This is a genomic window from Pseudarthrobacter sp. TAF60_1, assembly GCF_052113505.1.
In the GTDB taxonomy this organism is placed as follows: Bacteria; Actinomycetota; Actinomycetes; order Actinomycetales; family Micrococcaceae; genus Arthrobacter.
The window spans coordinates 32,674-51,054 of record NZ_JBFRDI010000020.1; the positions used below are offsets into that span (position 1 = coordinate 32,674).

21 protein-coding genes and 1 riboswitch are annotated in these 18,381 nt (G+C 66.5%); of the genes, 11 read left to right on the forward strand and 10 right to left on the reverse strand.

Features of this window, described 5'->3' with window-relative positions; all coding sequences use genetic code 11:
• Nucleotides 1-202 precede the first annotated feature (202 nt).
• The 6 genes from AB4Y73_RS18970 to AB4Y73_RS18995 all read right to left on the reverse strand — a co-directional run bounded on the left by AB4Y73_RS18970 (nucleotide 203) and on the right by AB4Y73_RS18995 (nucleotide 4,101).
• The gene (locus AB4Y73_RS18970) at nucleotides 203-853 is read right to left on the reverse strand and encodes an MBL fold metallo-hydrolase (RefSeq protein WP_441873964.1); all 651 of its coding nucleotides are present in this window, start codon (nucleotides 851-853) and stop codon (nucleotides 203-205) included.
• Nucleotides 854-879: 26 nt separating this feature from the next.
• Nucleotides 880-1,875 (reverse strand): aldo/keto reductase, encoded by a 996-nt coding sequence (locus AB4Y73_RS18975; RefSeq protein ID WP_441873966.1) that lies wholly within the window; start codon nucleotides 1,873-1,875, stop codon nucleotides 880-882.
• Between the two features lie 37 nt (nucleotides 1,876-1,912).
• Nucleotides 1,913-2,539 carry a nucleoside/nucleotide kinase family protein gene (locus AB4Y73_RS18980; protein ID WP_441873968.1) on the reverse strand — a complete coding sequence of 209 codons (627 nt, stop codon included), beginning with the start codon at nucleotides 2,537-2,539 and terminating at the stop codon, nucleotides 1,913-1,915.
• Nucleotides 2,540-2,634: 95 nt separating this feature from the next.
• Nucleotides 2,635-3,000, reverse strand: a complete 366-nt coding sequence (locus AB4Y73_RS18985) for a DMT family transporter (RefSeq protein WP_441873970.1) — start codon at nucleotides 2,998-3,000, stop codon at nucleotides 2,635-2,637.
• Nucleotides 2,997-3,323 (reverse strand): DMT family transporter, encoded by a 327-nt coding sequence (locus AB4Y73_RS18990; protein WP_441873972.1) that lies wholly within the window; start codon nucleotides 3,321-3,323, stop codon nucleotides 2,997-2,999. Before AB4Y73_RS18990 ends, AB4Y73_RS18985 begins: the two co-directional genes overlap by 4 nt.
• Before the next feature lie 9 nt (nucleotides 3,324-3,332).
• A riboswitch (guanidine-III (ykkC-III) riboswitch) is annotated at nucleotides 3,333-3,399 on the reverse strand.
• Nucleotides 3,400-3,480: 81 nt separating this feature from the next.
• Nucleotides 3,481-4,101 (reverse strand): HutD/Ves family protein, encoded by a 621-nt coding sequence (locus AB4Y73_RS18995; RefSeq protein ID WP_441873974.1) that lies wholly within the window; start codon nucleotides 4,099-4,101, stop codon nucleotides 3,481-3,483.
• A 65-nt stretch (nucleotides 4,102-4,166) separates the two neighbouring features.
• On the opposite strand from AB4Y73_RS18995, the gene AB4Y73_RS19000 reads away from it, so the two are divergent.
• The 3 genes from AB4Y73_RS19000 to AB4Y73_RS19010 all read left to right on the forward strand — a co-directional run bounded on the left by AB4Y73_RS19000 (nucleotide 4,167) and on the right by AB4Y73_RS19010 (nucleotide 6,214).
• Nucleotides 4,167-5,024 carry a phosphotransferase family protein gene (locus AB4Y73_RS19000; RefSeq protein WP_441873976.1) on the forward strand — a complete coding sequence of 286 codons (858 nt, stop codon included), beginning with the start codon at nucleotides 4,167-4,169 and terminating at the stop codon, nucleotides 5,022-5,024.
• Between the two features lie 85 nt (nucleotides 5,025-5,109).
• On the forward strand, nucleotides 5,110-5,709 hold the full coding sequence (locus AB4Y73_RS19005; protein ID WP_441873978.1) for a phosphoribosylanthranilate isomerase: 600 nt from the start codon (nucleotides 5,110-5,112) through the stop codon (nucleotides 5,707-5,709).
• Nucleotides 5,710-5,809: 100 nt separating this feature from the next.
• A complete protein-coding gene (locus tag AB4Y73_RS19010; RefSeq protein WP_441873980.1) occupies nucleotides 5,810-6,214 on the forward strand; it encodes a YccF domain-containing protein in 405 nt (134 codons plus the stop codon).
• Nucleotides 6,215-6,238: 24 nt separating this feature from the next.
• On the opposite strand, the gene AB4Y73_RS19015 is transcribed toward AB4Y73_RS19010, so the two are convergent.
• Together AB4Y73_RS19015 and AB4Y73_RS19020 are read right to left on the reverse strand one after the other, a co-directional pair.
• The gene (locus AB4Y73_RS19015) at nucleotides 6,239-6,823 is read right to left on the reverse strand and encodes a TetR/AcrR family transcriptional regulator (protein WP_441873982.1); all 585 of its coding nucleotides are present in this window, start codon (nucleotides 6,821-6,823) and stop codon (nucleotides 6,239-6,241) included.
• A gap of 97 nt (nucleotides 6,824-6,920) precedes the next feature.
• Entirely contained in the window at nucleotides 6,921-7,061 is a 141-nt protein-coding gene (locus AB4Y73_RS19020) for a hypothetical protein (protein WP_441873984.1), read from the reverse strand.
• Nucleotides 7,062-7,527: 466 nt separating this feature from the next.
• Between AB4Y73_RS19020 and AB4Y73_RS19025 the strand changes: the two genes are divergently transcribed.
• Nucleotides 7,528-8,493 carry a cupredoxin domain-containing protein gene (locus AB4Y73_RS19025; protein WP_441873986.1) on the forward strand — a complete coding sequence of 322 codons (966 nt, stop codon included), beginning with the start codon at nucleotides 7,528-7,530 and terminating at the stop codon, nucleotides 8,491-8,493.
• A 97-nt stretch (nucleotides 8,494-8,590) separates the two neighbouring features.
• Here the strand turns inward: AB4Y73_RS19025 and AB4Y73_RS19030 are convergent, their stop codons facing one another.
• Nucleotides 8,591-9,460, reverse strand: a complete 870-nt coding sequence (locus AB4Y73_RS19030; RefSeq protein ID WP_441873988.1) for a DUF4031 domain-containing protein — start codon at nucleotides 9,458-9,460, stop codon at nucleotides 8,591-8,593.
• A gap of 90 nt (nucleotides 9,461-9,550) precedes the next feature.
• On the opposite strand from AB4Y73_RS19030, the gene AB4Y73_RS19035 reads away from it, so the two are divergent.
• The 6 genes from AB4Y73_RS19035 to AB4Y73_RS19060 all read left to right on the forward strand — a co-directional run bounded on the left by AB4Y73_RS19035 (nucleotide 9,551) and on the right by AB4Y73_RS19060 (nucleotide 15,098).
• Nucleotides 9,551-11,131, forward strand: coding sequence for an FAD-dependent oxidoreductase (locus AB4Y73_RS19035; RefSeq protein ID WP_441873990.1), 1,581 nt, complete (start codon nucleotides 9,551-9,553; stop codon nucleotides 11,129-11,131).
• Between the two features lie 38 nt (nucleotides 11,132-11,169).
• Nucleotides 11,170-11,580, forward strand: coding sequence for a TOBE domain-containing protein (locus tag AB4Y73_RS19040; RefSeq protein ID WP_441873992.1), 411 nt, complete (start codon nucleotides 11,170-11,172; stop codon nucleotides 11,578-11,580).
• Nucleotides 11,577-12,374 carry a molybdate ABC transporter substrate-binding protein gene (modA, locus tag AB4Y73_RS19045; protein WP_441873994.1) on the forward strand — a complete coding sequence of 266 codons (798 nt, stop codon included), beginning with the start codon at nucleotides 11,577-11,579 and terminating at the stop codon, nucleotides 12,372-12,374. The genes AB4Y73_RS19040 and modA overlap by 4 nt, the downstream gene beginning before the upstream one ends.
• Before the next feature lie 8 nt (nucleotides 12,375-12,382).
• The gene (locus AB4Y73_RS19050) at nucleotides 12,383-13,228 is read left to right on the forward strand and encodes an ABC transporter permease (protein WP_441873996.1); all 846 of its coding nucleotides are present in this window, start codon (nucleotides 12,383-12,385) and stop codon (nucleotides 13,226-13,228) included.
• Complete coding sequence (locus AB4Y73_RS19055; protein WP_441873998.1) at nucleotides 13,225-14,289, forward strand: sulfate/molybdate ABC transporter ATP-binding protein; 1,065 nt, start codon at nucleotides 13,225-13,227, stop codon at nucleotides 14,287-14,289. The genes AB4Y73_RS19050 and AB4Y73_RS19055 overlap by 4 nt, the downstream gene beginning before the upstream one ends.
• 122 nt (nucleotides 14,290-14,411) lie before the next feature.
• Nucleotides 14,412-15,098: a hypothetical protein gene (locus AB4Y73_RS19060; RefSeq protein WP_441874001.1), complete on the forward strand. Its 687-nt coding sequence runs from the start codon at nucleotides 14,412-14,414 to the stop codon at nucleotides 15,096-15,098.
• 8 nt (nucleotides 15,099-15,106) lie between these two features.
• Here the strand turns inward: AB4Y73_RS19060 and AB4Y73_RS19065 are convergent, their stop codons facing one another.
• Nucleotides 15,107-15,496 carry a hypothetical protein gene (locus AB4Y73_RS19065; RefSeq protein WP_441874003.1) on the reverse strand — a complete coding sequence of 130 codons (390 nt, stop codon included), beginning with the start codon at nucleotides 15,494-15,496 and terminating at the stop codon, nucleotides 15,107-15,109.
• Nucleotides 15,497-15,680: 184 nt separating this feature from the next.
• Between AB4Y73_RS19065 and clpB the strand changes: the two genes are divergently transcribed.
• Complete coding sequence (clpB, locus tag AB4Y73_RS19070; protein ID WP_441874006.1) at nucleotides 15,681-18,338, forward strand: ATP-dependent chaperone ClpB; 2,658 nt, start codon at nucleotides 15,681-15,683, stop codon at nucleotides 18,336-18,338.
• The last annotated feature ends 43 nt before the right edge of the window (nucleotides 18,339-18,381 follow it).

An 18,381-nucleotide genomic window follows, 5' to 3' on the forward strand; every position in this document is an offset into this window, starting at 1 on the left:
CCAACCGCTTCCTAACCTCGCAAGGCCACACCGGCTCCCTGCCCTCGCAAGCTCGGGCCGGGTCCCTCGCCGGAGCGGATCCACGGTCAGGGAACCCGGCGGTCGTGGCCCCTGCTTAGACACCATCGAGTGCTCCGTGACCGCCGTTTAGAAGGTTCATAACGGCAGTTACGGATCACTCGATGAGTGGTTTAACGCTGATTCACCAGCCGCGGGCGCGCCACTCTTCAAGGTGCGGGCGTTCCGAACCGAGGGTGGTGGGGTTGCCGTGGCCCGGGTGCACTATGGTGTCCTCCGGGTAGGCCTCGAACAATCGCTCGCTGACGTCGTTGAGCAGCTGGTTGAACCGTTCAGGATCCTTCTGGGTGTTGCCCACGCCGCCGGGAAAGAGTGAATCCCCGGAGAAGATGTGGGTGGGACCGGCCGGATCCTGATAGACAAACGCAATGGACCCCGGTGTATGGCCGCGCAGGTGCACTGCCGTCAGCTCAAAGCCGGCCACGGCGCAGGTATCCCCGTGCTCCAGGGTCCGGTCCACCGGAACCGGCAACGCCTCGGCGTCGTCATTTCCCGCAGCTGTTGGGGCGCCCGTCGCTTTCACCAGTTCAGGCAGCGCCCGCACGTGGTCCCAGTGCTGGTGGGTGGTGGCGATCAGCTCGAGCTTGGGCGTTGCGGCGGTGTCCGCAGCGGCGTCCGTCAGCAGTTCCTGAATGGCGGGGAGATCGTCCGCGGCGTCGATCAGCAGCTGCGCGCCGGACTCCTTGGCGGTCAGCAGATACACGTTGTTGTCCATCTCGCTGACCGAAATCCGGCGGATGGTGATGTCCTGTAAGTCGTGAATGAGCGTGTCCATGGGCCCCAGTTTATTCACGGCGCTGGTTATTCGCGGCCCTGGGACACCCATTTGGGGTCCGCGGAGCGGGAGCCGACGACGGCTTCCGCGGCCTGATCCAGCGCATCCAGTTGCACCGGGGTCAGGACGAGGGACAGGGCGCCGAGGTTCTCGTCGATCCGGTGCGTTTTGCGCGTGCCGGGGATGGGGACCACGGGCAGGCCCAGTCGCCTCCCTTGGGCCAGCAGCCAGGCGAGCGCCGCTTGGGCCGGGGTTGCGGACAGCTCCGTGGCCACGGCCTGGACCGCCGCCACCACTGCCTGGTTGGCATCGGCGGCGCCCTCCGCGAAACGGGGGATCCGGCGTCGGAAGTCAGTTGCTCCCAGGCTCGAAGCGTCCACGGTGCCGGTGAGGAATCCCCGGCCCAGCGGCGAATACGGCACAAAGCCCACGCCCAGGCTGGCCGCGGCCGGAACTACGTTGCGTTCCACATCGCGGCTCCAGATGGACCACTCGCTTTGGACCGCGGCGATCGGATGTACCGCGTAGGCTTCGGCCAGTTCCTGCGCGGTCACCTCAGACAGGCCAAGGTGTTTGACCTTGCCCTGCTGTACCAGCCCCGCCATGGCCTCCACGGTTTCCACTATCGGAACGCGGAGGTCACGGCGGTGCATGTAGTAGAGGTCGATCACGTCCGTGCCGAGCCGTTTCAGGCTGGCGTCGACGGCCTGCCGAACATAGGCGGCGTTGCCCCGGATGTCCGTGTAGCCGTCCGTGGGGTTGCCCACGAGGCCGAACTTGGTGGCGAGCTGAACCTCCTGCCGCCGGTCCTTCAATAACTTCGCGATGAGTTCCTCGTTGCTGCCCCCGCCATAGATATCCGCGGTGTCAATGAAGCTGACACCGGCATCCACGGCATGGTGCAGGGTTTGGAGAGCATCCTCCTGGTCAATTCCGCCGTAAACCGGTGTCAGGGCCATCCCGCCAAAGCCGAGGGGGCTGACGTTGAGGCCGTCGCCCAGGTGTACCGATGGTGCAGTCATGCGCGTGCTCCGTTCGTTGTGGACTCTTGTGTGTTGGCTAAACCCAGGGGATGATCCGGTCCGCTGACTGGCGGCTGGCCTCGATAAGCCGGGCGTTTGTCTCATCCGGACCCGAGGCCCATGCTTCCGCTGCGGTCCGCTCCATGCCGAACTCCACATGCCGGTCCACCAGCCGGGCCAACCGGACCGCAGGAGGCGTATCCATGAACCAGACCTCATCCAGCTGCGCCCGGACGTGCTTCCACTCAGGCATGTCCGCGAGAAGGTAGTTTCCCTCGGTGATCACTAACGGAACAGCTGCCGGGATGGCGATGGACGCGGCCACCGGTTCGTCCAGAGTACGCCGGAACTCCGGAGCGTAGACCACGGCTTCGTCCCGCCGGACCAGCCGCTGCAGCAGCGACAGGTACCCGCCGACGTCGAACGTGTCCATAGCCCCTTTACGCTGCCGCAGCGGTGTGCCGTCGATGATTGCGTTGCCCAGGTGGAAGCCGTCCATCGGCACCACGACGGCCACCTCAGGGCCGAACTCCTGCTGCAGGCGGGCGGCAAACGTGGACTTGCCCGAGCCGGGCGCCCCGGTGATGCCCAGCAGGGTCCGGCGGCCGCCGTCGAGCCTGGGCCTCAGGGCGGTCAGGGCCGCGATGATTTCGGGGGAGTCCATGGCAAAAGCCTAAACCGGGCGCTGAGTCTCCCCGACTTTGGCGCTCCGCCGGTGATTTACGACGGCAGGTTTCAGGGACACGCCGACGGCCGGCCTCAAAGGTGGGGAGACTCAGCAGGGGTTTTGTCACCGGCAGGCAGCGACTTCAGCCCAGCCGCGCAACCCACAATCCCGGCGATGAACAGCACTTTCAGCAGGCTGAAGGGTTCGACGCCGGTGGCCATCGCCCAGCCGACCGTCAACGCCGCCCCGATCCCCACCCAGACGGCGTAGGCGGTACCGAGCGGAATGCTGCGGATGGCGAGCCCCAGGCCGATCATGCTCAGCGTGGAGGTCACGGCGAAGACAACGGTGGGCAGCAGCTGGGTGAAGCCGTCGGACAGGCCCAATGCAGTGGCCCAGACGGCCTCGAGGACGGCGGAGCCGAGCAGCAGCAGCCACGCAACGGAACGCGAGTTCATGACGCCACCACCTTCAGCCCAACCACGGACGCAGCGATGCCCGTGAGTAGCAGCAGGCGTGCCGTCGTCGGGCGTTCCGCCTTGGTGAGGATCGCGTAAGCGGAGGTCAGCACCACGCCCACGCCCACCCAGACGGCGTAGGCAGTCCCGGTGGGGATGGACTGCATGGCGATGGCGAGGCCGGCCATGCTGGCGAGGACGGAGACTAGGAAGAGGGAGGCCGGGGCGATGCGGCGCCGGCCTGTTGACTCGAAGGTTCGGTGCAGGGCGGCGGCCCAGACGGCCTCCAGCGATCCGGAAAGAATGAGGATTAACCACGACATGACAGATCCTTTGGCCAGTCTTGTCGCGTGCCGGGTACTGAACCGTCGTCCGGAGGCCCGTGTGCGGAGCCTTAGTTTCAGGGTAGCAAACCCCGACGGCGGGTGGCCCGGTTGGTGGCCAGCCTCACCACCGGCAGGGGTTAGCCTGCGGGCCGGCTTAGCCCGTCACGCGGTCGATCGACACCACGGCCAGGAAGCCGCGGCCCAGGATTTCGGGGGAGCGCGAATCGGAACCGACGACGGCGTCATAGCGGCTGAGTGCCTCGGGTTGCGCGGGGGCCGCGGCAGCTTCGCCGTCGGCGCCCTCCCCGTCGGCACCTTCGCCGGGGCTCACCGTGGCCTGGCCTTGCAAAAGCACTGCGAGCTGACCCGCAAAAACCGGGTGCGCGCGCTTCTTGGAGAGTTCAATGATGGAGGTGAAGCCCTTGAATGAACCGGCCCGGGTGATGACGTTGAGGTCCCGGATGTCACCGGTGGGCAGGGCGCCACGCCCAGCAGCGTCACCGGAGAACCTGAAGGGCCGGTACTTTTCCAGGGGATGCTCGGCGCCGTCCACGGTGAGCAGGAGGAGTTCGCCGTCCACCACGGTCAGCACCCGCTCCATGCCGGGGAACGCCGAGAAATCCCCGGCCTTGGTGACGTCGGCGATGCTGACGCGCCAGTCCCAGGCGCCATCCTGCGCCGAGGCTGCCTTGGGATGGCTGGCCAGTTCGCGGGTTACCCCGCCGCCGTTGCGCCACGGTTCGGACCTGAGTTCTGCGAAGCGGATGATCTCCATCCGTCCAGACTAGTTTGTCGGGCCGGATCGTTTGGCAGGGCGCCCACGCGTGGCATGCTGGGTGGATGCGTCGGGGGATCACGGATGAACAAAGCCGGCTCCTGAAGTGCTGGCTCGGCTCCTTCCGCGTGGTGGGCGACTACAGCTGGCCCCTGCAGGACACCACCGTCCTCCACGTTCTGGCGGCGTACGGCGAAGAATTCATCGTAAAGGCGAGCACCACCAGCCATCACATCCGCCGCGAAATCGCAGCCCATGGCGCCGGATTCGAAGACCTGGCCGATCGCACAGGCCTGGCCGGCCGGGTGCCCAAGCTGCGGCACGCCTCGGCGGAAGCCGGGATCCTCATAACCGAGTTCCTGCCCGGGGCGCTCGTGGAAGGAACACCGGCCGAGGATGACCCTGAAACGTACCGCCAGGCCGGGGCGCTCCTGAAGAAAATCCACGGTCCCGCCGGCACCTCCATGCACTACGCCAAGGCTCTGGCCGCCAAAACCTGGTCTTGGATGGACCGGGCCCACGGGCTCGTGCCGGAAAGCCAACTCGCCAGGCTCGCGCGGGAGTTGCGCACGCTGGAACCGGGCGTCACACAACTGGTGACTACGCACGGCGATTATCAGCCGCGGAACTGGTTGCACGAAAAAGGGCAGGTCAAAGTCATCGATTTTGGCCGGGCGGAACCGCGCCCGTGGGTGCACGACCTTGTCCGGCTCAGCCACCAGCAGTTCGTTGGCCGGCCCGAACTGGAGGCGGCCTTTTATGACGGACTGGGCAAGATGGTGGGACCTGCCGACGCCGCTATGTGGCGGTTGGAAAACATCAATCAGGCCATCGGCACGGTGGTGTGGGCGAACCAGGTTGGGGATACCGCCTTCGAACAATCCGGGCGGAACATGGTGGAGCGCGTGATGTCGGGCCACTGAGGTGATGGGTCTTGCCGGTGCAGACGGCAATCCCTGCTAATGTCCTCCCGGGGGACATTGCGCAGAAAGCCTCAAGGAGCCGAAAATGTTCGTCAAAATATGTGGTCTCAGCACGCCGGAATCGGTCCGCGTTGCCGTCGACGCCGGGGCTGACGCCGTCGGGTTTGTCCTGACTGCGAGTCCGCGCGCAGTCTCGCCGTCCCAGGTTTCAGGGCTGTTGGCAGACGTGCCTGCCGGCGTGACTGCCATCGGCGTATTCGGGCATGAACCTGTCGCCGATGCCCTTGCAATCGCCCGCTCCGCCGGACTCGGGTGGATCCAGCTCCACGGGGATATCACTCCGGAAGACGTCACCACAGTGCACGACGCCGGCATGAAGCTGATCAGGGCGGTCACCATGGCGGCAACTGCGGACGCGTTCGCCGACTGGGGTGAGGACATCCTGTTGATCGATGCCGCCGTCCCCGGATCCGGCGAGACGTGGGACTACGCCTCCATGGTGGACGTGACGGAGCTTCAAGGGCGCAACTGGCTCTTGGCCGGGGGACTGAATGCCGGCAACGTCGGCGGGGCCGCCGCGGCAGCGGGCGCGTGGGGTGTGGACGTTTCCTCCGGGGTTGAGGCCTCGCGCGGGGTGAAGGACCTGGACAAGATCGCCGCGTTCGTGAAGGCCGCCAAGGGCTGAGCGCAGGGCGGAGGCTCCAACCGCGGTTTAGCCGGAAGTCAGGGGTCAATCAGGGCAGACCCCTACGGTTTTGTCAGACCCTGCAAGGCACAATGGACAGATGAAGACATTGCTCAACATCATCTGGCTCGTTTTCGGCGGATTCTGGCTCGCCCTGGGCTACTTCACGGCGGGCATCATCTGCTGCCTGCTGATCGTGACCATCCCGTGGGGCATCGCCTCGTTCCGGATCGCGGCGTACACGCTGTGGCCCTTCGGGCGGATGGTGGTGGACAAGCCGGGCGGGACCGGCGTGTTCTCGCTCGTGGGGAACGTCATCTGGCTGGTGGTGGCCGGCGTCTGGATCGCGATCGGCCACGTGGTCACGGCCTTCGCCATGGCGGTCACCATCATCGGCATCCCGCTGGCCATCGCCAACCTGAAGCTCATCCCGGTGAGCCTGATGCCGCTGGGCAAGCAGATCGTGCCCACCAACACCCCGTTTATCACGGCCTACCGGCATTAACCAGCCGGCTCCCGTGCCGGCGGCTTAGGTGCTTTGGCGTTCTGTCACGAAGGGCCCGAGCAGCGTCCTGAGATGGGAGTGGACCTGTTCGCGCGTTTGCCCGGATTCGAGCATGCGGGTGCCGGCGTGAACGACGGCGTTGATCATCTCTGCCAGCGACTCCGGATCCGCAACGCCGAGCTCTGTGAGCGTCTCTATGAGCGGTTCCTGGAGTTGGCGGTGCATCCGGGTGGCTTGCTCGTCGAGTTCGGCCCCGGGGGTCAGCGCGGCTAGCGCCGCGCCGACGGCGTGGGCTCCTTCGGCGACAAGGTCCACGTTGGCCATGGCGTAGGCCAGGATGCGGTCTGCTTTGGTGGGGGCGTTGGCCATGGCGCCGGTGACACGCTCGGTCCAGCGCGGAAAGATGTCGCGGACCAGAGCCTGGAGGAGGTCGTGCCGGGAGTCGAAGTACTGGTAGACGCTGGGTCTCGAGAGTCCGGCCCGCAAAGCCACGTCCGCCATGGTCGGCGCTTCCGAGGTTTCCTGCAGGAGTTCGTGGGCAGCATCCAGTAGTGCGCGCTCCTGTGCGGCGCGGTGCTCCGCGACGGTGGCGGCACTGATTCTGGGCATTTGCTGGTCCTTTGACGCTGACTGATACGCATCAAGACTACGGCGCACGACGGCGGCCTGCCGAGCCGGCCGCCGTCGTGTGCCTTTGGTGGTCCGGCTAGCGAACCGGGGCCGGCGCGCCCAGGCGGCCGTCCACCATTTCAACGACGCGGTCGCAGTAGCCGAGGACGTCGTGGTCGTGGGTGACCATGACGGTTGCGACGCCGTGCTCGTGGCTTTGCCGGGCGAGGAGTTCCACGACTTCGCGGCTGCGGGCATTGACTTGAGGCCTGACACGCCATCGTTGACGAGGCCCGAGGAAAGGCCGGAGAGCATCACCATCAGTACGGCGATGAGCGCGATGACACCGCCCATCAGGCTGAAGCGGCCACGCACAAACATCAAACCTGCGGATTAACCTCGACAAATTGGGGCCGCAGGAGGAGTGTAATAATTGCGCCTCAGCTTCCGCCCGTCGGCTATCACGCCCGCCAGCGAAGGCGCTTGCAAAATCGAAAATCTGCGCCGCACCACGGTAGTGGTGCTTTCCGGCGAGTGAATCTTTCTGGCTGCCACGCTGCTGCGCTCTTGCAGGAGCGTCCCAGGATTCGCCCGCCGAGAAACAGTGATCAGTTTGGGATGTCTCCCGGCTGGGGTGAACCGGTCACCATGATCCATGGGCCAGTCATGGCCGAAAACGGTTCGCTTTACAAGAGAGCATTGCGATGAAGCATATAAAGGGCATTCGCACCAGATTCCACACACTTCCATTCATCCTGGCGGCTGCCGCCGCGCTGGCGACATCAGTGGCCGTCGCCGGTCCGGCAGGTGCATCCGGCTGGGGGACGCATTCCTGGACAGTTCAAGTCGGCTCCGAATCATGGGACCAGGCAATTCAGGGCATGGCCTTCCTCCCCTCGGACATCACAGTCAACGCTGGGGACACCATCAACTGGGAGGCGAACGGGGCCGAAATACACACCGTGTCCTTCCTCGCCCAAGGCCAATCGCTGCGGCCGTTTGATCCGTTTGACCCCAAGCAACTGGGTCCGGTCGGGACGGACAGCTACGACGGAACGTCGTATTACAACTCGGGGCTCATGTCCAACGTCGAAGTTCCGGGTTTTAAAGTCGTGGAGAGCTACAGCCTGACGTTCCCCAAGGAGGGCGACTTCACGTATTACTGCCTGGTTCACGGCATGGCCATGAAGGGCACGGTGCACGTCCAGGAAGAAGGATCGGATTACCCCTATTCCCAGCGGGACTATGATCGCTCATCCCAAAAACAGGAACGGTCCATCCTTCGTGACGGCTACAAGTTGAATCATTCCTTGGCCAAGCAAGCCACTGATCACCTGGTGCTGGCAGGCGGCGACGACGGCGTTGCGATGGTCATGCGCTTCGTCCAGCCAGATGTGACAGTGCATGTGGGCGACAAAGTGGTGTTCAGCAACCCCGGAATGGATGCGCCCCACACGGTCACCTTCGGCACTGAGCCGGCGAATGTCTTCGCCCCGTCAGGTGACCCCACCCATTTCAGCGGCGGCGATCTCAATTCGGGAATCATTCCCGCGAATGCAGGTCCGGCCTCTTCCTTCGAGGTCACGTTCACCAAGGCAGGCACCTTCAAGTACATCTGCGCACTGCATGACTACATGGGGATGGTGGGTGAGGTCACGGTCGTAGACTGAGGTTTTTCCCTGACGGTCCGGCTGGACGAACCATCCAGCCGGACCGTCTGTCCTGCCGGCCGACACTGCAGTCCAGCGCAAGGCAGCCCAGCGCGAGTCAGGCGAGCTCGCTTTGAAGGTTGCGCCGCGCCGCCTCGAGCCACAGTTCCCGTGCCCGCTCGCTGTGGAAGAGCGGATCCAGTTCCAGCAATTGACGTACGACGGCGGCGCGTCCGGCTGCGAAATCGGCGTCCCCGATGTGCGCGTAGTCTTCCCGGACGGCGGCTACATACCGGGCGTACGGCTCCGGTTCGCCGCCGAGGACCGAGAGGTCCGCGTCGCAGAGGAGGGCGCCGTCGTCATCCCCTGGTTCCGGGCGGTGGTCCGACGTCAGCATGACCAGCCGCGCCACCTCCTCCACCTCGGCAGGCGGGAGCCCCGCCTCAGATAGCCGGTCCTCGGCCAGCCGGGCTGATTCCTCTTCATCCTGGCCTGCGACCCCGCGGTACACGGCGTCGTGGAACCAGGCCGCCAGCAGCACGGTCCGGGGCGGATCGGCGGGGTCGGTGAGCAGGTCCAGGGCCTCGAGTACGGCCAACAGGTGGGTCCGGCCGTGGTACTTCCGGTGCTCCTCACCCCACCGGTCCAGGAGGTCCAGGAAGAGGCCATCGTGGCCGGGCATGATGCTTTCCCAGCGGTGCAGGAGAGGCACTTTGAGGGATTTGCTGCGCTGCCGGGCAGGGATGCGCAGCCCGCTGGCAATGAGCTTGCGGACCAGGATCCGGCCCTCGACCGGGATGGCGCCGGCGGCCACGAGGTCCTCAAACCTGCGCTCCGGGACGTCGTAGTGGTCGCCGTCGAACGCCCGGTCCGGAATGCCGGCGGCCGCAGCGAACGCGTGGAGTTCCGCCAGCGAGGTGTCCGAGACCAGGTGTGAAAAGTGCGTGTCGTGGGCAGGCCACAGGGGCGGATCCAAGTAAATCGCCATGGGGGAAGTCTAGTTCGGCTGGTCTGCGGGTGGACGATGCAGCCCGACTGTGGCCTGCCCGGGCCGTTGATATTCCACCGAGGAAGGCGGATGATCAGCACACATGTCGCCGCGCGTTCCGCAAAGGGGAGGTTTTCCATGGTGATGTCAGGGGACGCCCAGCTGCAAGGTGAACCGGTATCCCTTTGGCTCGCCTCCACCGGGGAGACCGGCTATCCAGCGCTGGACCACGATATAGAGACGGACGTCGCGGTCATCGGAGCCGGTGTCGCCGGGCTGACGGCCGCATTGGCCCTCAAGCGGGCCGGGCACACTGTCGCGGTCGTCGAGGCGGCGCGGGTGGGAACCGGCGTTACCGGCCACACCACCGGCAAGGTCACCTCCCTCCACCGGCTTGTCTACACCGAGCTCGCCCGCAACCACGGCACGGACACCGCGCGCATCTACGGCCAGGCCAACCAGGGCGCCCTCGAACATATCCAGCGGGTGGTGTCTGCAGAGGGCATTGACTGCGACTTCCGCCTCGTCAGCAATTACACCTATGCCGAAACCGACGAAGCCCTGGAACTCGTCCGTGCCGAAGCGGACCTCGCCGCGGACCTCGGCCTTCCCTCGACGTTCACCACGGACGTGCGGCTGCCGTTCCCCGTCAAGGGTGCGGTCCGGTTCGACGGACAGGCCCAGTTCCATGCGGTGAAGTACCTCCAGGGCCTGGCGCGTGCAGTCCACGGCGAGGGCAGCTTCGTCTTCGAACAGACCCGGGCGCTGCAGGTCAACGACGGCACCCCGGGTGTAGTGGACACCGAGGGCGGCACGGTCCGGGCGCGCGACATCATCGTCGCCACGAATGTGCCGTTCGGCGACCAAGGCGCTTTCGACGCCCGGTGCCAGCCGCACCGTTCCTACATCGTGGCCGGACTTGTGGACACTCCGCCGCTTGGCGCCACGTTCATCAGCGTGGACGAACCCATGCGTTCCATCCTGACCGTCAGCCTCGACGGCCGGTCTTATGTGCTGACCGGCGGCGAAGGCCATCCTGCGTCTGAGCCCGGTGACACCGCCGGGCGGTATGCCAGGCTAGCCTCCTTCGCCCGTGACAGGCTCGGCGTCAGTGAGGTCACCCACCGCTGGTCGACCCAGGACAATTTGCCGGCGGACGGGCTGCCCTACGTCGGGCTCATGTCCGTGGACGCCAAGCATCTGTACGTCGTGACCGGGCTGCGCAAATGGGGTCTGACCAATGGAACGGCTGCGGCCCTCATCCTCACAGACCTCATCAGCGGCCGGGAGAACCCCTGGGCGGAAGTGTTCAACAGCAACCGAACCACGCCGGCAGCCAAGGCCAGCGGGTCAGCGGAAGAGAAGCGAGTGCCGGACGTGACCGGCGGCGCCGCCCCCTACCCCGGCCACATGACGCTGGCACCCGGCGAAGGAACGGTCATCGACCTCGCGGGCAAGAGCACTGCCGTTTACAAGGACGCGGAGGGGCAGCTCCACTCCCTCTCTGCCATCTGCACCCACTTGGGCTGCACCGTCGAGTTCAACGCTGCAGAAACCACTTGGGACTGCCCCTGCCACGGTTCCCGGTTCGCCGCGGACGGAACCGTCATCCACGGACCCGCCACCGCAGACCTCCCGCCCGGACCGGAACACTTGCCGGAAAGCCTGTAATAGGACCCAGAACCGCAAATGCGGACTATTATGGGTAAATGCCCACTATTCGCGTCTCCGAAGCGGCCCGGTTCCTCGGCGTCAGTGATGACACCATCAGGCGCTGGACGGACAACGGCACCCTCACCGCCATAAAGGACGACGCCGGCCGGCTGGCAGTGGACGGCTTGGAACTGGCCCGGCACGCCCAGAAGCTCGCCCAGCTTCCAGACGATCCGCACCGCAGCGGCAGCTCAGCGCGCAACCGGTTCGTCGGCCTGGTCACCGGCATCACCGCGGACAAGGTCATGGCGCAGGTGGAGCTTCAGTGCGGCCCCTTCAGAGTGGTCTCGCTGATGAGCAGCGAAGCCGTCCGCGACCTCGGCCTGGAACTCGGCTCCGTGGCCACCGCCGTAGTCAAGGCCACCACCGTCATCATCGAAACGCCCCACGGCAAGGGCTCCGCATGAGGCGCGCCCTCGCCGGAGTGGTCTTCGGGCTGGCGCTGGCGCTCGCGGGCTGTTCCCCGGCAGGCCAGGGCGGGAGGTCGGGCCCGGGCGGAACGGTCGACGGCGGCGCGTCCGGCACCGCGGGTACCGTCACCGTCTTCGCTGCGGCGTCGCTCAAAACGGCCTTCACGGACATCGCGGGAAAGTTCGAGGCGGCCAACCCGGGGACAGGTGTCGCCCTCAGCTTCGCCGGTTCGGCGGACCTGGTCACCCAGATCACCCAGGGCGCCCCGGCCGACGTCTTCGCCTCCGCAGACACGCGGAACATGGATAAACTCAAGGCCCAGGACCTGGTGGCCGGGCAACCCGGCAACTTCGCCACGAACACGCTGACCATCGTGGTCCCGCCCGGGAACCCGGCCCGCATCACCGGCTTCGGTGACCTCGCCCGGTCCGGCGTCAAGGTGGTGGCCTGCGCCGGCCAGGTGCCCTGCGGCGCCGCCACCAAAGCCATCGAGCAGGAAACCGGCACCACCCTCACCCCGGTCAGCGAGGAATCCTCGGTCACCGACGTCCTGGGCAAGGTCACGTCGGGGGAGGCCGACGCGGGGCTGGTCTACGTCACCGACGCCAGAAGCGCGGGTTCAAAGGTGGAAGAGGTCAGGTTCCCCGAGGCAGCCAAGGCCATCAACACTTATCCCCTTGCCGCGGTGAAGGGTGCCCGGAACAAACCCGCGGCGGACGCGTTTGTACAGTTCGTCCTGGGCCCTGAAGGCCAGGCTGCGCTGGCCGCCGCCGGCTTCGGCAAACCCTAGGTGAACTCGTGACCGCCCGCCAAGCCGCCACATACACGGGCATTCCCGCCTGGATCTACGCCGTCGCGGCTGCCGGGGGGCTCCTAGTGGTGCTTCCGCTGGCAGCCATGGTGGCCAAGGTCAACTGGGCCAACTTCATCCCCCTGGTCACGTCCGAATCCTCGCTGACTGCGCTGGGTCTGAGCCTGCGCACCTCGGCAGCGAGCACGGTCCTGTGCATCATTTTGGGCGTGCCGCTCGCCCTGGTGCTGGCCCGCGGCAGTTTTGCCGGTCAGCGGGTGCTGCGCTCGCTGGTCCTGCTGCCGTTGGTGCTGCCGCCGGTGGTGGGCGGCATTGCGCTGCTGTACACGTTCGGCCGGCAGGGACTGCTGGGCAGAACGCTGGAGGTGGCGGGGCTGCAGATCGCGTTCTCCACCACCGCCGTGGTGCTGGCCCAGACGTTCGTGGCCCTGCCGTTCCTGGTGGTCAGCCTTGAGGGCGCCCTGCGCATCGCCGGGCCCAAGTACGAAGCCGTGGCAGCCACCCTCGGCGCCAGCCCCAGCACCGTGCTGCGCCGGGTCACGCTCCCGCTGGTGCTGCCGGGCCTCGCGTCCGGCGCGGTTCTCTCCTTCGCGCGCAGCCTCGGCGAATTTGGCGCCACCCTCACATTCGCGGGGAGCCTGCAGGGGGTGACCCGGACGCTGCCGCTGGAAATCTACCTGCAGCGCGAGACGGACGCCGATGCCGCCGTCGCGCTTTCCCTGGTCCTGGTGTCCGTCGCCATTGCCGTGGTGGCGCTCGCGTACCGCAGCCCGCGGGTGAGTAAGCCGGAGGGTACGACGACGGCGCCCGCCGCAGGCGGTGAAGTCCGGTGACGTTTCTGGTTCAGGCAGCGGTGGAGCAGCGCGGATTCGACGTTGCCCTGAGCGTCGGGCCTGCCGAGACGGTAGCCGTCATGGGGGCCAACGGAGCAGGCAAATCCACCCTGCTGAACGTCATCGCGGGCCTGCTGCACCCGGATTCGGGCAGGGCGGAACTGGACGGCAGGACCTTGTTCGACCTCACCGCCGGACGCACAACATGGACTGCGCCGCATCATCGCGGCACCGCCCTCCTGGCCCAGGAACCGTTGCTGTTCCCGCACCTGAACGTATTGGACAACGTAGCATTTGGTCCGCGCAGCGCAGGCGTCTCGAAGGAAGCCGCCAGGAGGTCCGCCGAGCATTGGCTGGCCGAGGTGGAGGCAACTGAGCTCCAAACCCGCCGCCCGGCCGAGCTGTCCGGCGGGCAGGCGCAGCGGGTGGCCGTGGCCCGGGCGCTCGCCGCCGATCCCGGGTTGCTCCTGTTGGATGAGCCGATGGCCGCACTGGATATCCATGCCGCGCCGCTGCTCCGGCGCCTCCTCAGGCGCGTCCTGGCGGGGCGCCGCGCCATCATCATCACGCACGACGTCCTCGATGCCCTCATGCTGGCGGACCGCGTCGTGATCCTGGAAAACGGCCGGATCAGCGAGGAAGGCCCCACCCGCGAGGTCCTGCAAAGGCCGCGCAGCCGCTTTGCCGCAGGCCTCGCCGGGCTCAACTTTGTGGCCGGGACCGTCACCGAACACGGCCTTCAATCCGGCGGGCTTAGACTCTACGGACAGCACCACGACGTCCCCGGCCCGCTGCCGGCCGGGCAGCCCGGCGTGGCCGTCTTCCCGCCGTCGGCCGTTTCCGTTTTCCTGTCCGAGGCGCACGGCAGCCCGCGCAATGCCTTTCCGGTGGCCATCACTGACCTGGAGCCGCACGGCGACCAGGTCCGCGTCCGCGCCGGCGAAAACGGGCGGCTGAGCGCCGACATCACCCCGGCCGCCGCCGCCGATCTGGGGCTCGCCCCGGGCATGCAGGTGTATTTCGTGATCAAGGCCGGCGCCGTGTCCATCTACGCGAGCTGACCCCCCCAACGCTCTCTCACTTAATGTGCCTTTTGGGCCAACGCTCTCTCACGTCGGGCAGTGTACGGGCGGGTAGGCTGGTCAGCGTCGTCCGGACGGGGCGGCGGTATTGGGGGAGAATCATGAACGTTCCAGTCGGGCGTGCGCGCGGCCGAAAAATGACGACGGCGGCTGCCGCCCTGGCGCTGCTGACCGGCCTTACGGGCTGCAGTCTGTTTCCGTCGCCCGCGCCGCTGCCGGACATCGCACCGGCCACGCCCGTGTCGGCGCTGCCGCCGGAATGCCCCTTCGTCGGACAGAACGACCTGACACCGGTCCGGATCCCCATCGGCACCCCGCGCGAGACGATCGGCAGCGTCCTGAACGCCTACAGCGGCTGGCTCAACGCCGGTTCCGAGTTGGTCACCGCCTGGAGCCCCGGCAATGCGGTCCCGGAAAATTGTGTTGAGCGGCTCGCGGCCCGGAATGCGGAGGCCTACTCGAGCACCCTGTTCACCACCCACGGCGACGTCGCGTGGCAGGAATACTTTGCCTCGGTGAAAGCGATGAACCAGCGGAACCTGGCGGCGGTCCGCCTTGGGGAGCCGGGCACGGGCGGGCGCGGGAAATTTGACCTGCTGCGGGAGATCGATTCAAGCGCCACGGACAGCGGAACGTTCCTGAAGTTCGACGCCGTCTACCGCCCCGTGGTGGCCGGGCAGGGCAACTGGGAGGACCTGGACAAACCAACCCGCTGGTATGTGGAACTGGTCCCGGCAGGCGAGTTCCTGGTGATCAACTACATCGAGACCAAACCCGCCGCCGGCTAGGTGCCCAGTTACATCCCTGGCATGTCCAGGAACTCGTAGACCTGGATGCTGGCGCCGGGCATCATGAGGTGCGGGTGCCCCTCGAGCAGCGACTCGGCGCCGGCGAGGTCCTCGGCCTGCAGGATGCCGTACCCGCCAACATGGCTGCTGCTGCTGACTTCTGAAGCGCCCGTCGCCGTAATTTCCCGGCCTTCTCCCAGGGGGCTGCCCATGTCCACAATGCCGCTTCCGGCACGGTCTGCCCACTCCATCCACGCCTTCATGCCTTCCTGCGCGGCCTCCGGCGAACTTTGCTCCATCTGGGCCTGGGCTGACTGGGGTGCGATGTAAAGAACAGCAAACTTCTTCATGGCAAACCTCCGCTGGAGTGTGCCGGTGGAGCTATGGTCCCCGGTCACACATCGATCCTAGGTTGATCCAAGGGGCGGCGATACAGTGCAAGGACACTACTTCTCAGGCTGCAAGGCAATGCCAGGAAATGTCCGGTTCGCCGTGGGCAGAAACCCTCTCGGTGTTGCTCAGATCAAAGTTGAGCGTAGTAGACTCAACTTAGCGAAAATGCTCATTTGAAAGGAGCTCTCTTTGGACTTCAAACCCACCACCAAGAGCCAGGAGGCTCTTTCGGCAGCAGCCATGAATGCCTCCACCATCGGCAACCCCCAAGTGGAACCGGCACATCTGCTCAAAGCCCTGATGGATCAGCGGGAGGGGGTCGCCGTTGCACTCCTCCGCGCCACGGGCGCTGACCCGGACGCCGTCAGTGTCCAGGCGAGCAGTGCCATTAAGGCCCTGCCTGCCACCTCGGGCGGCTCCGCGCAGCAGGCCCAGCTCTCCCGGCCCGCGCTGCAGGCCATCCAAAACGCCAAAAACGAAGCCGACCGCCTCGGTGACACCTTTGTGTCCACCGAAATGCTGCTGCTGGGCCTCTCTGCCGGAAGCGACGCCGTCGGGCGGTTAATGCGCGACGCCGGTGCCTCCCATGAGGCGCTGCTGGCCGCCCTGCCGGGTGTCCGCGGTGACCGTAAAGTCACCAGCCCGGACCCCGAGAACACGTTCCAGTCCCTGGAGAAGTTCGGCACTGACCTCACCGCGATGGCGCGCTCGGGCAAGCTGGACCCGGTGATCGGCCGCGACACCGAGATCCGCCGCATCATCCAGGTGCTGAGCCGCCGCACCAAGAACAACCCGGTCATCATTGGCGAGCCCGGCGTGGGCAAGACCGCCGTCGTCGAAGGCCTCGCCCAGCGCATCGTGGCCAATGACGTGCCGGAAAGCCTCCGCGGCAAGACCCTGATCGCCCTGGATCTCGCCTCCATGGTGGCGGGCGCGAAGTACCGCGGCGAGTTCGAGGAGCGGCTCAAGGCCGTCCTGGAGGAAATCAAAAACTCCGAAGGGCAGATCGTCACCTTCATTGACGAGATACACACGGTGGTGGGCGCGGGCGCCACAGGAGAGTCGTCCATGGATGCCGGCAACATGCTCAAGCCCATGCTGGCCCGTGGCGAGCTGCGGTTGATCGGCGCTACAACGCTGGATGAGTACCGCGAGAACATCGAAAAGGACCCGGCACTGGAGCGCCGGTTCCAGCAGGTGTACGTCGGGGAGCCGAGCGTGGAGGACACCATCGGCATCCTCCGCGGCCTTAAGGAACGCTACGAGGCGCACCACAAGGTGACCATCGCGGACGCCGCGCTGGTGGCTGCCGCTACGCTGTCCAACCGCTACATTTCGGGCCGCCAGCTGCCGGACAAGGCCATCGACCTGGTGGACGAGGCCGCCTCCCGGCTGCGGATGGAGATCGACTCCGCGCCTGAAGAGATCGACCAGCTGCGCCGTGCCGTGGACCGGCTCACCATGGAGGAGCTTGCCCTCGAGAACGAGAAGGACGCTGCCTCCGTGGAGCGGTTGGCCGCCCTCCGCGCGGACAAGGCGGACAAGACCGAAGAGCTGGACGCGCTCAACGCCCGCTGGGAAGCCGAGAAGGCAGGCCTGAACCGCGTCGGCGACCTGAAGGCGAAGCTGGACGAACTGCGCTCCACCTACGACAAGGCAGCGCGCGAAGGTGACCTGGAGACGGCGTCGCGGATCCTTTACGGCGAGATCCCCGCCGTCGAGCGCGAACTGAGCGCCGCCGCCGCGGCCGAAGCGGCTGTCACGGATAAGCCCGCCCAAATGGTTGCTGAGGAGGTCACCGCCGACGACATCGCGGAGGTCATTTCCGCGTGGACCGGCATTCCCGCCGGGCGGATGCTGCAGGGGGAAAGCCAGAAGCTGCTGCACATGGAGGAGGAGCTGGGCAAGCGTCTGATCGGCCAGTCAAAGGCCGTTACCGCCGTGTCCGACGCCGTCCGCCGCGCCCGTGCCGGCATCAGCGATCCCAACCGGCCCACGGGCTCATTCCTGTTCCTGGGTCCAACCGGTGTGGGCAAAACGGAGCTCGCCAAGGCGCTCGCGGACTTCCTGTTCGATGACGAACGCGCCATGGTGCGGATCGACATGTCCGAGTACGGCGAGAAGCATTCGGTGGCCCGGCTCGTCGGCGCCCCTCCGGGCTATGTCGGCTACGAGGAGGGCGGCCAGCTGACCGAGGCGGTCCGCCGTCGGCCGTATTCAGTCATCCTGCTGGACGAGGTGGAGAAGGCGCATCCTGAGGTCTTCGACATCCTCCTGCAAGTACTCGACGACGGTCGCCTCACCGATGGCCAGGGCCGCACCGTGGACTTCCGCAACGTCATCTTGGTCCTGACCTCCAACCTCGGCAGCCAGTTCCTGGTGGACCAGACCCTGGATGCGCAGGCCAAGCGGAACGCCGTCATGGCCACGGTCAATGCCTCCTTCAAGCCGGAATTCCTGAACCGGTTGGACGAAGTGGTCCTGTTTGATGCCCTGACCGTGGACGAGCTGTCCCACATCGTGGAACTGCAGGTGGCCGAGCTCGGCAAGCGGCTGCAGGACCGCCGGCTCACGCTGGAAGTGTCCGAGGGCGCCCGCGCCTGGCTGGCCATGTCCGGGTTTGATCCCGCGTACGGTGCCAGGCCGCTTCGCCGGCTCGTGCAGCGGGAGATCGGCGATCGCCTGGCGAAGGCCATCCTGTCCGGTGACATCGCGGACGGCGATACCGTGCTCGTGGATACGGCGGCCGATCTCGATGAACTCACCATCGAGGGCCTGGAAGCGGTGGCAGGGCCCGACGGCGGTGCTCCCGCCGGCACCGGCCTGGTGGTGCGGCGCAAGGCGTAGCCGCCCAGCCCGGAAAGCGGAAAGCGCCCCCTCCGGTGGAGGG

Bases quoted from the DNA above. Each gene is read 5' to 3' on its own strand.
- modA (WP_441873994.1), top strand. From the start codon at position 11,577: ATGAGGCGCGCCCTCGCCGGAGTGGTCTTCGGGCTGGCGCTGGCGCTC.
- AB4Y73_RS18970 (WP_441873964.1), bottom strand. From the start codon at position 853: ATGGACACGCTCATTCACGACTTACAGGACATCACCATCCGCCGGATT.
- AB4Y73_RS19010 (WP_441873980.1), top strand. From the start codon at position 5,810: ATGAAGACATTGCTCAACATCATCTGGCTCGTTTTCGGCGGATTCTGG.
- AB4Y73_RS19035 (WP_441873990.1), top strand. From the start codon at position 9,551: ATGATCAGCACACATGTCGCCGCGCGTTCCGCAAAGGGGAGGTTTTCC.
- AB4Y73_RS19040 (WP_441873992.1), top strand. From the start codon at position 11,170: ATGCCCACTATTCGCGTCTCCGAAGCGGCCCGGTTCCTCGGCGTCAGT.
- AB4Y73_RS19030 (WP_441873988.1), bottom strand. From the start codon at position 9,460: ATGGCGATTTACTTGGATCCGCCCCTGTGGCCTGCCCACGACACGCAC.
- AB4Y73_RS18975 (WP_441873966.1), bottom strand. From the start codon at position 1,875: ATGACTGCACCATCGGTACACCTGGGCGACGGCCTCAACGTCAGCCCC.
- AB4Y73_RS19015 (WP_441873982.1), bottom strand. From the start codon at position 6,823: ATGCCCAGAATCAGTGCCGCCACCGTCGCGGAGCACCGCGCCGCACAG.
- AB4Y73_RS18990 (WP_441873972.1), bottom strand. From the start codon at position 3,323: ATGTCGTGGTTAATCCTCATTCTTTCCGGATCGCTGGAGGCCGTCTGG.
- AB4Y73_RS19060 (WP_441874001.1), top strand. From the start codon at position 14,412: ATGAACGTTCCAGTCGGGCGTGCGCGCGGCCGAAAAATGACGACGGCG.
- AB4Y73_RS18980 (WP_441873968.1), bottom strand. From the start codon at position 2,539: ATGGACTCCCCCGAAATCATCGCGGCCCTGACCGCCCTGAGGCCCAGG.
- AB4Y73_RS18985 (WP_441873970.1), bottom strand. From the start codon at position 3,000: ATGAACTCGCGTTCCGTTGCGTGGCTGCTGCTGCTCGGCTCCGCCGTC.
- AB4Y73_RS18995 (WP_441873974.1), bottom strand. From the start codon at position 4,101: ATGGAGATCATCCGCTTCGCAGAACTCAGGTCCGAACCGTGGCGCAAC.
- AB4Y73_RS19005 (WP_441873978.1), top strand. From the start codon at position 5,110: ATGTTCGTCAAAATATGTGGTCTCAGCACGCCGGAATCGGTCCGCGTT.
- AB4Y73_RS19000 (WP_441873976.1), top strand. From the start codon at position 4,167: ATGCGTCGGGGGATCACGGATGAACAAAGCCGGCTCCTGAAGTGCTGG.
- AB4Y73_RS19025 (WP_441873986.1), top strand. From the start codon at position 7,528: ATGAAGCATATAAAGGGCATTCGCACCAGATTCCACACACTTCCATTC.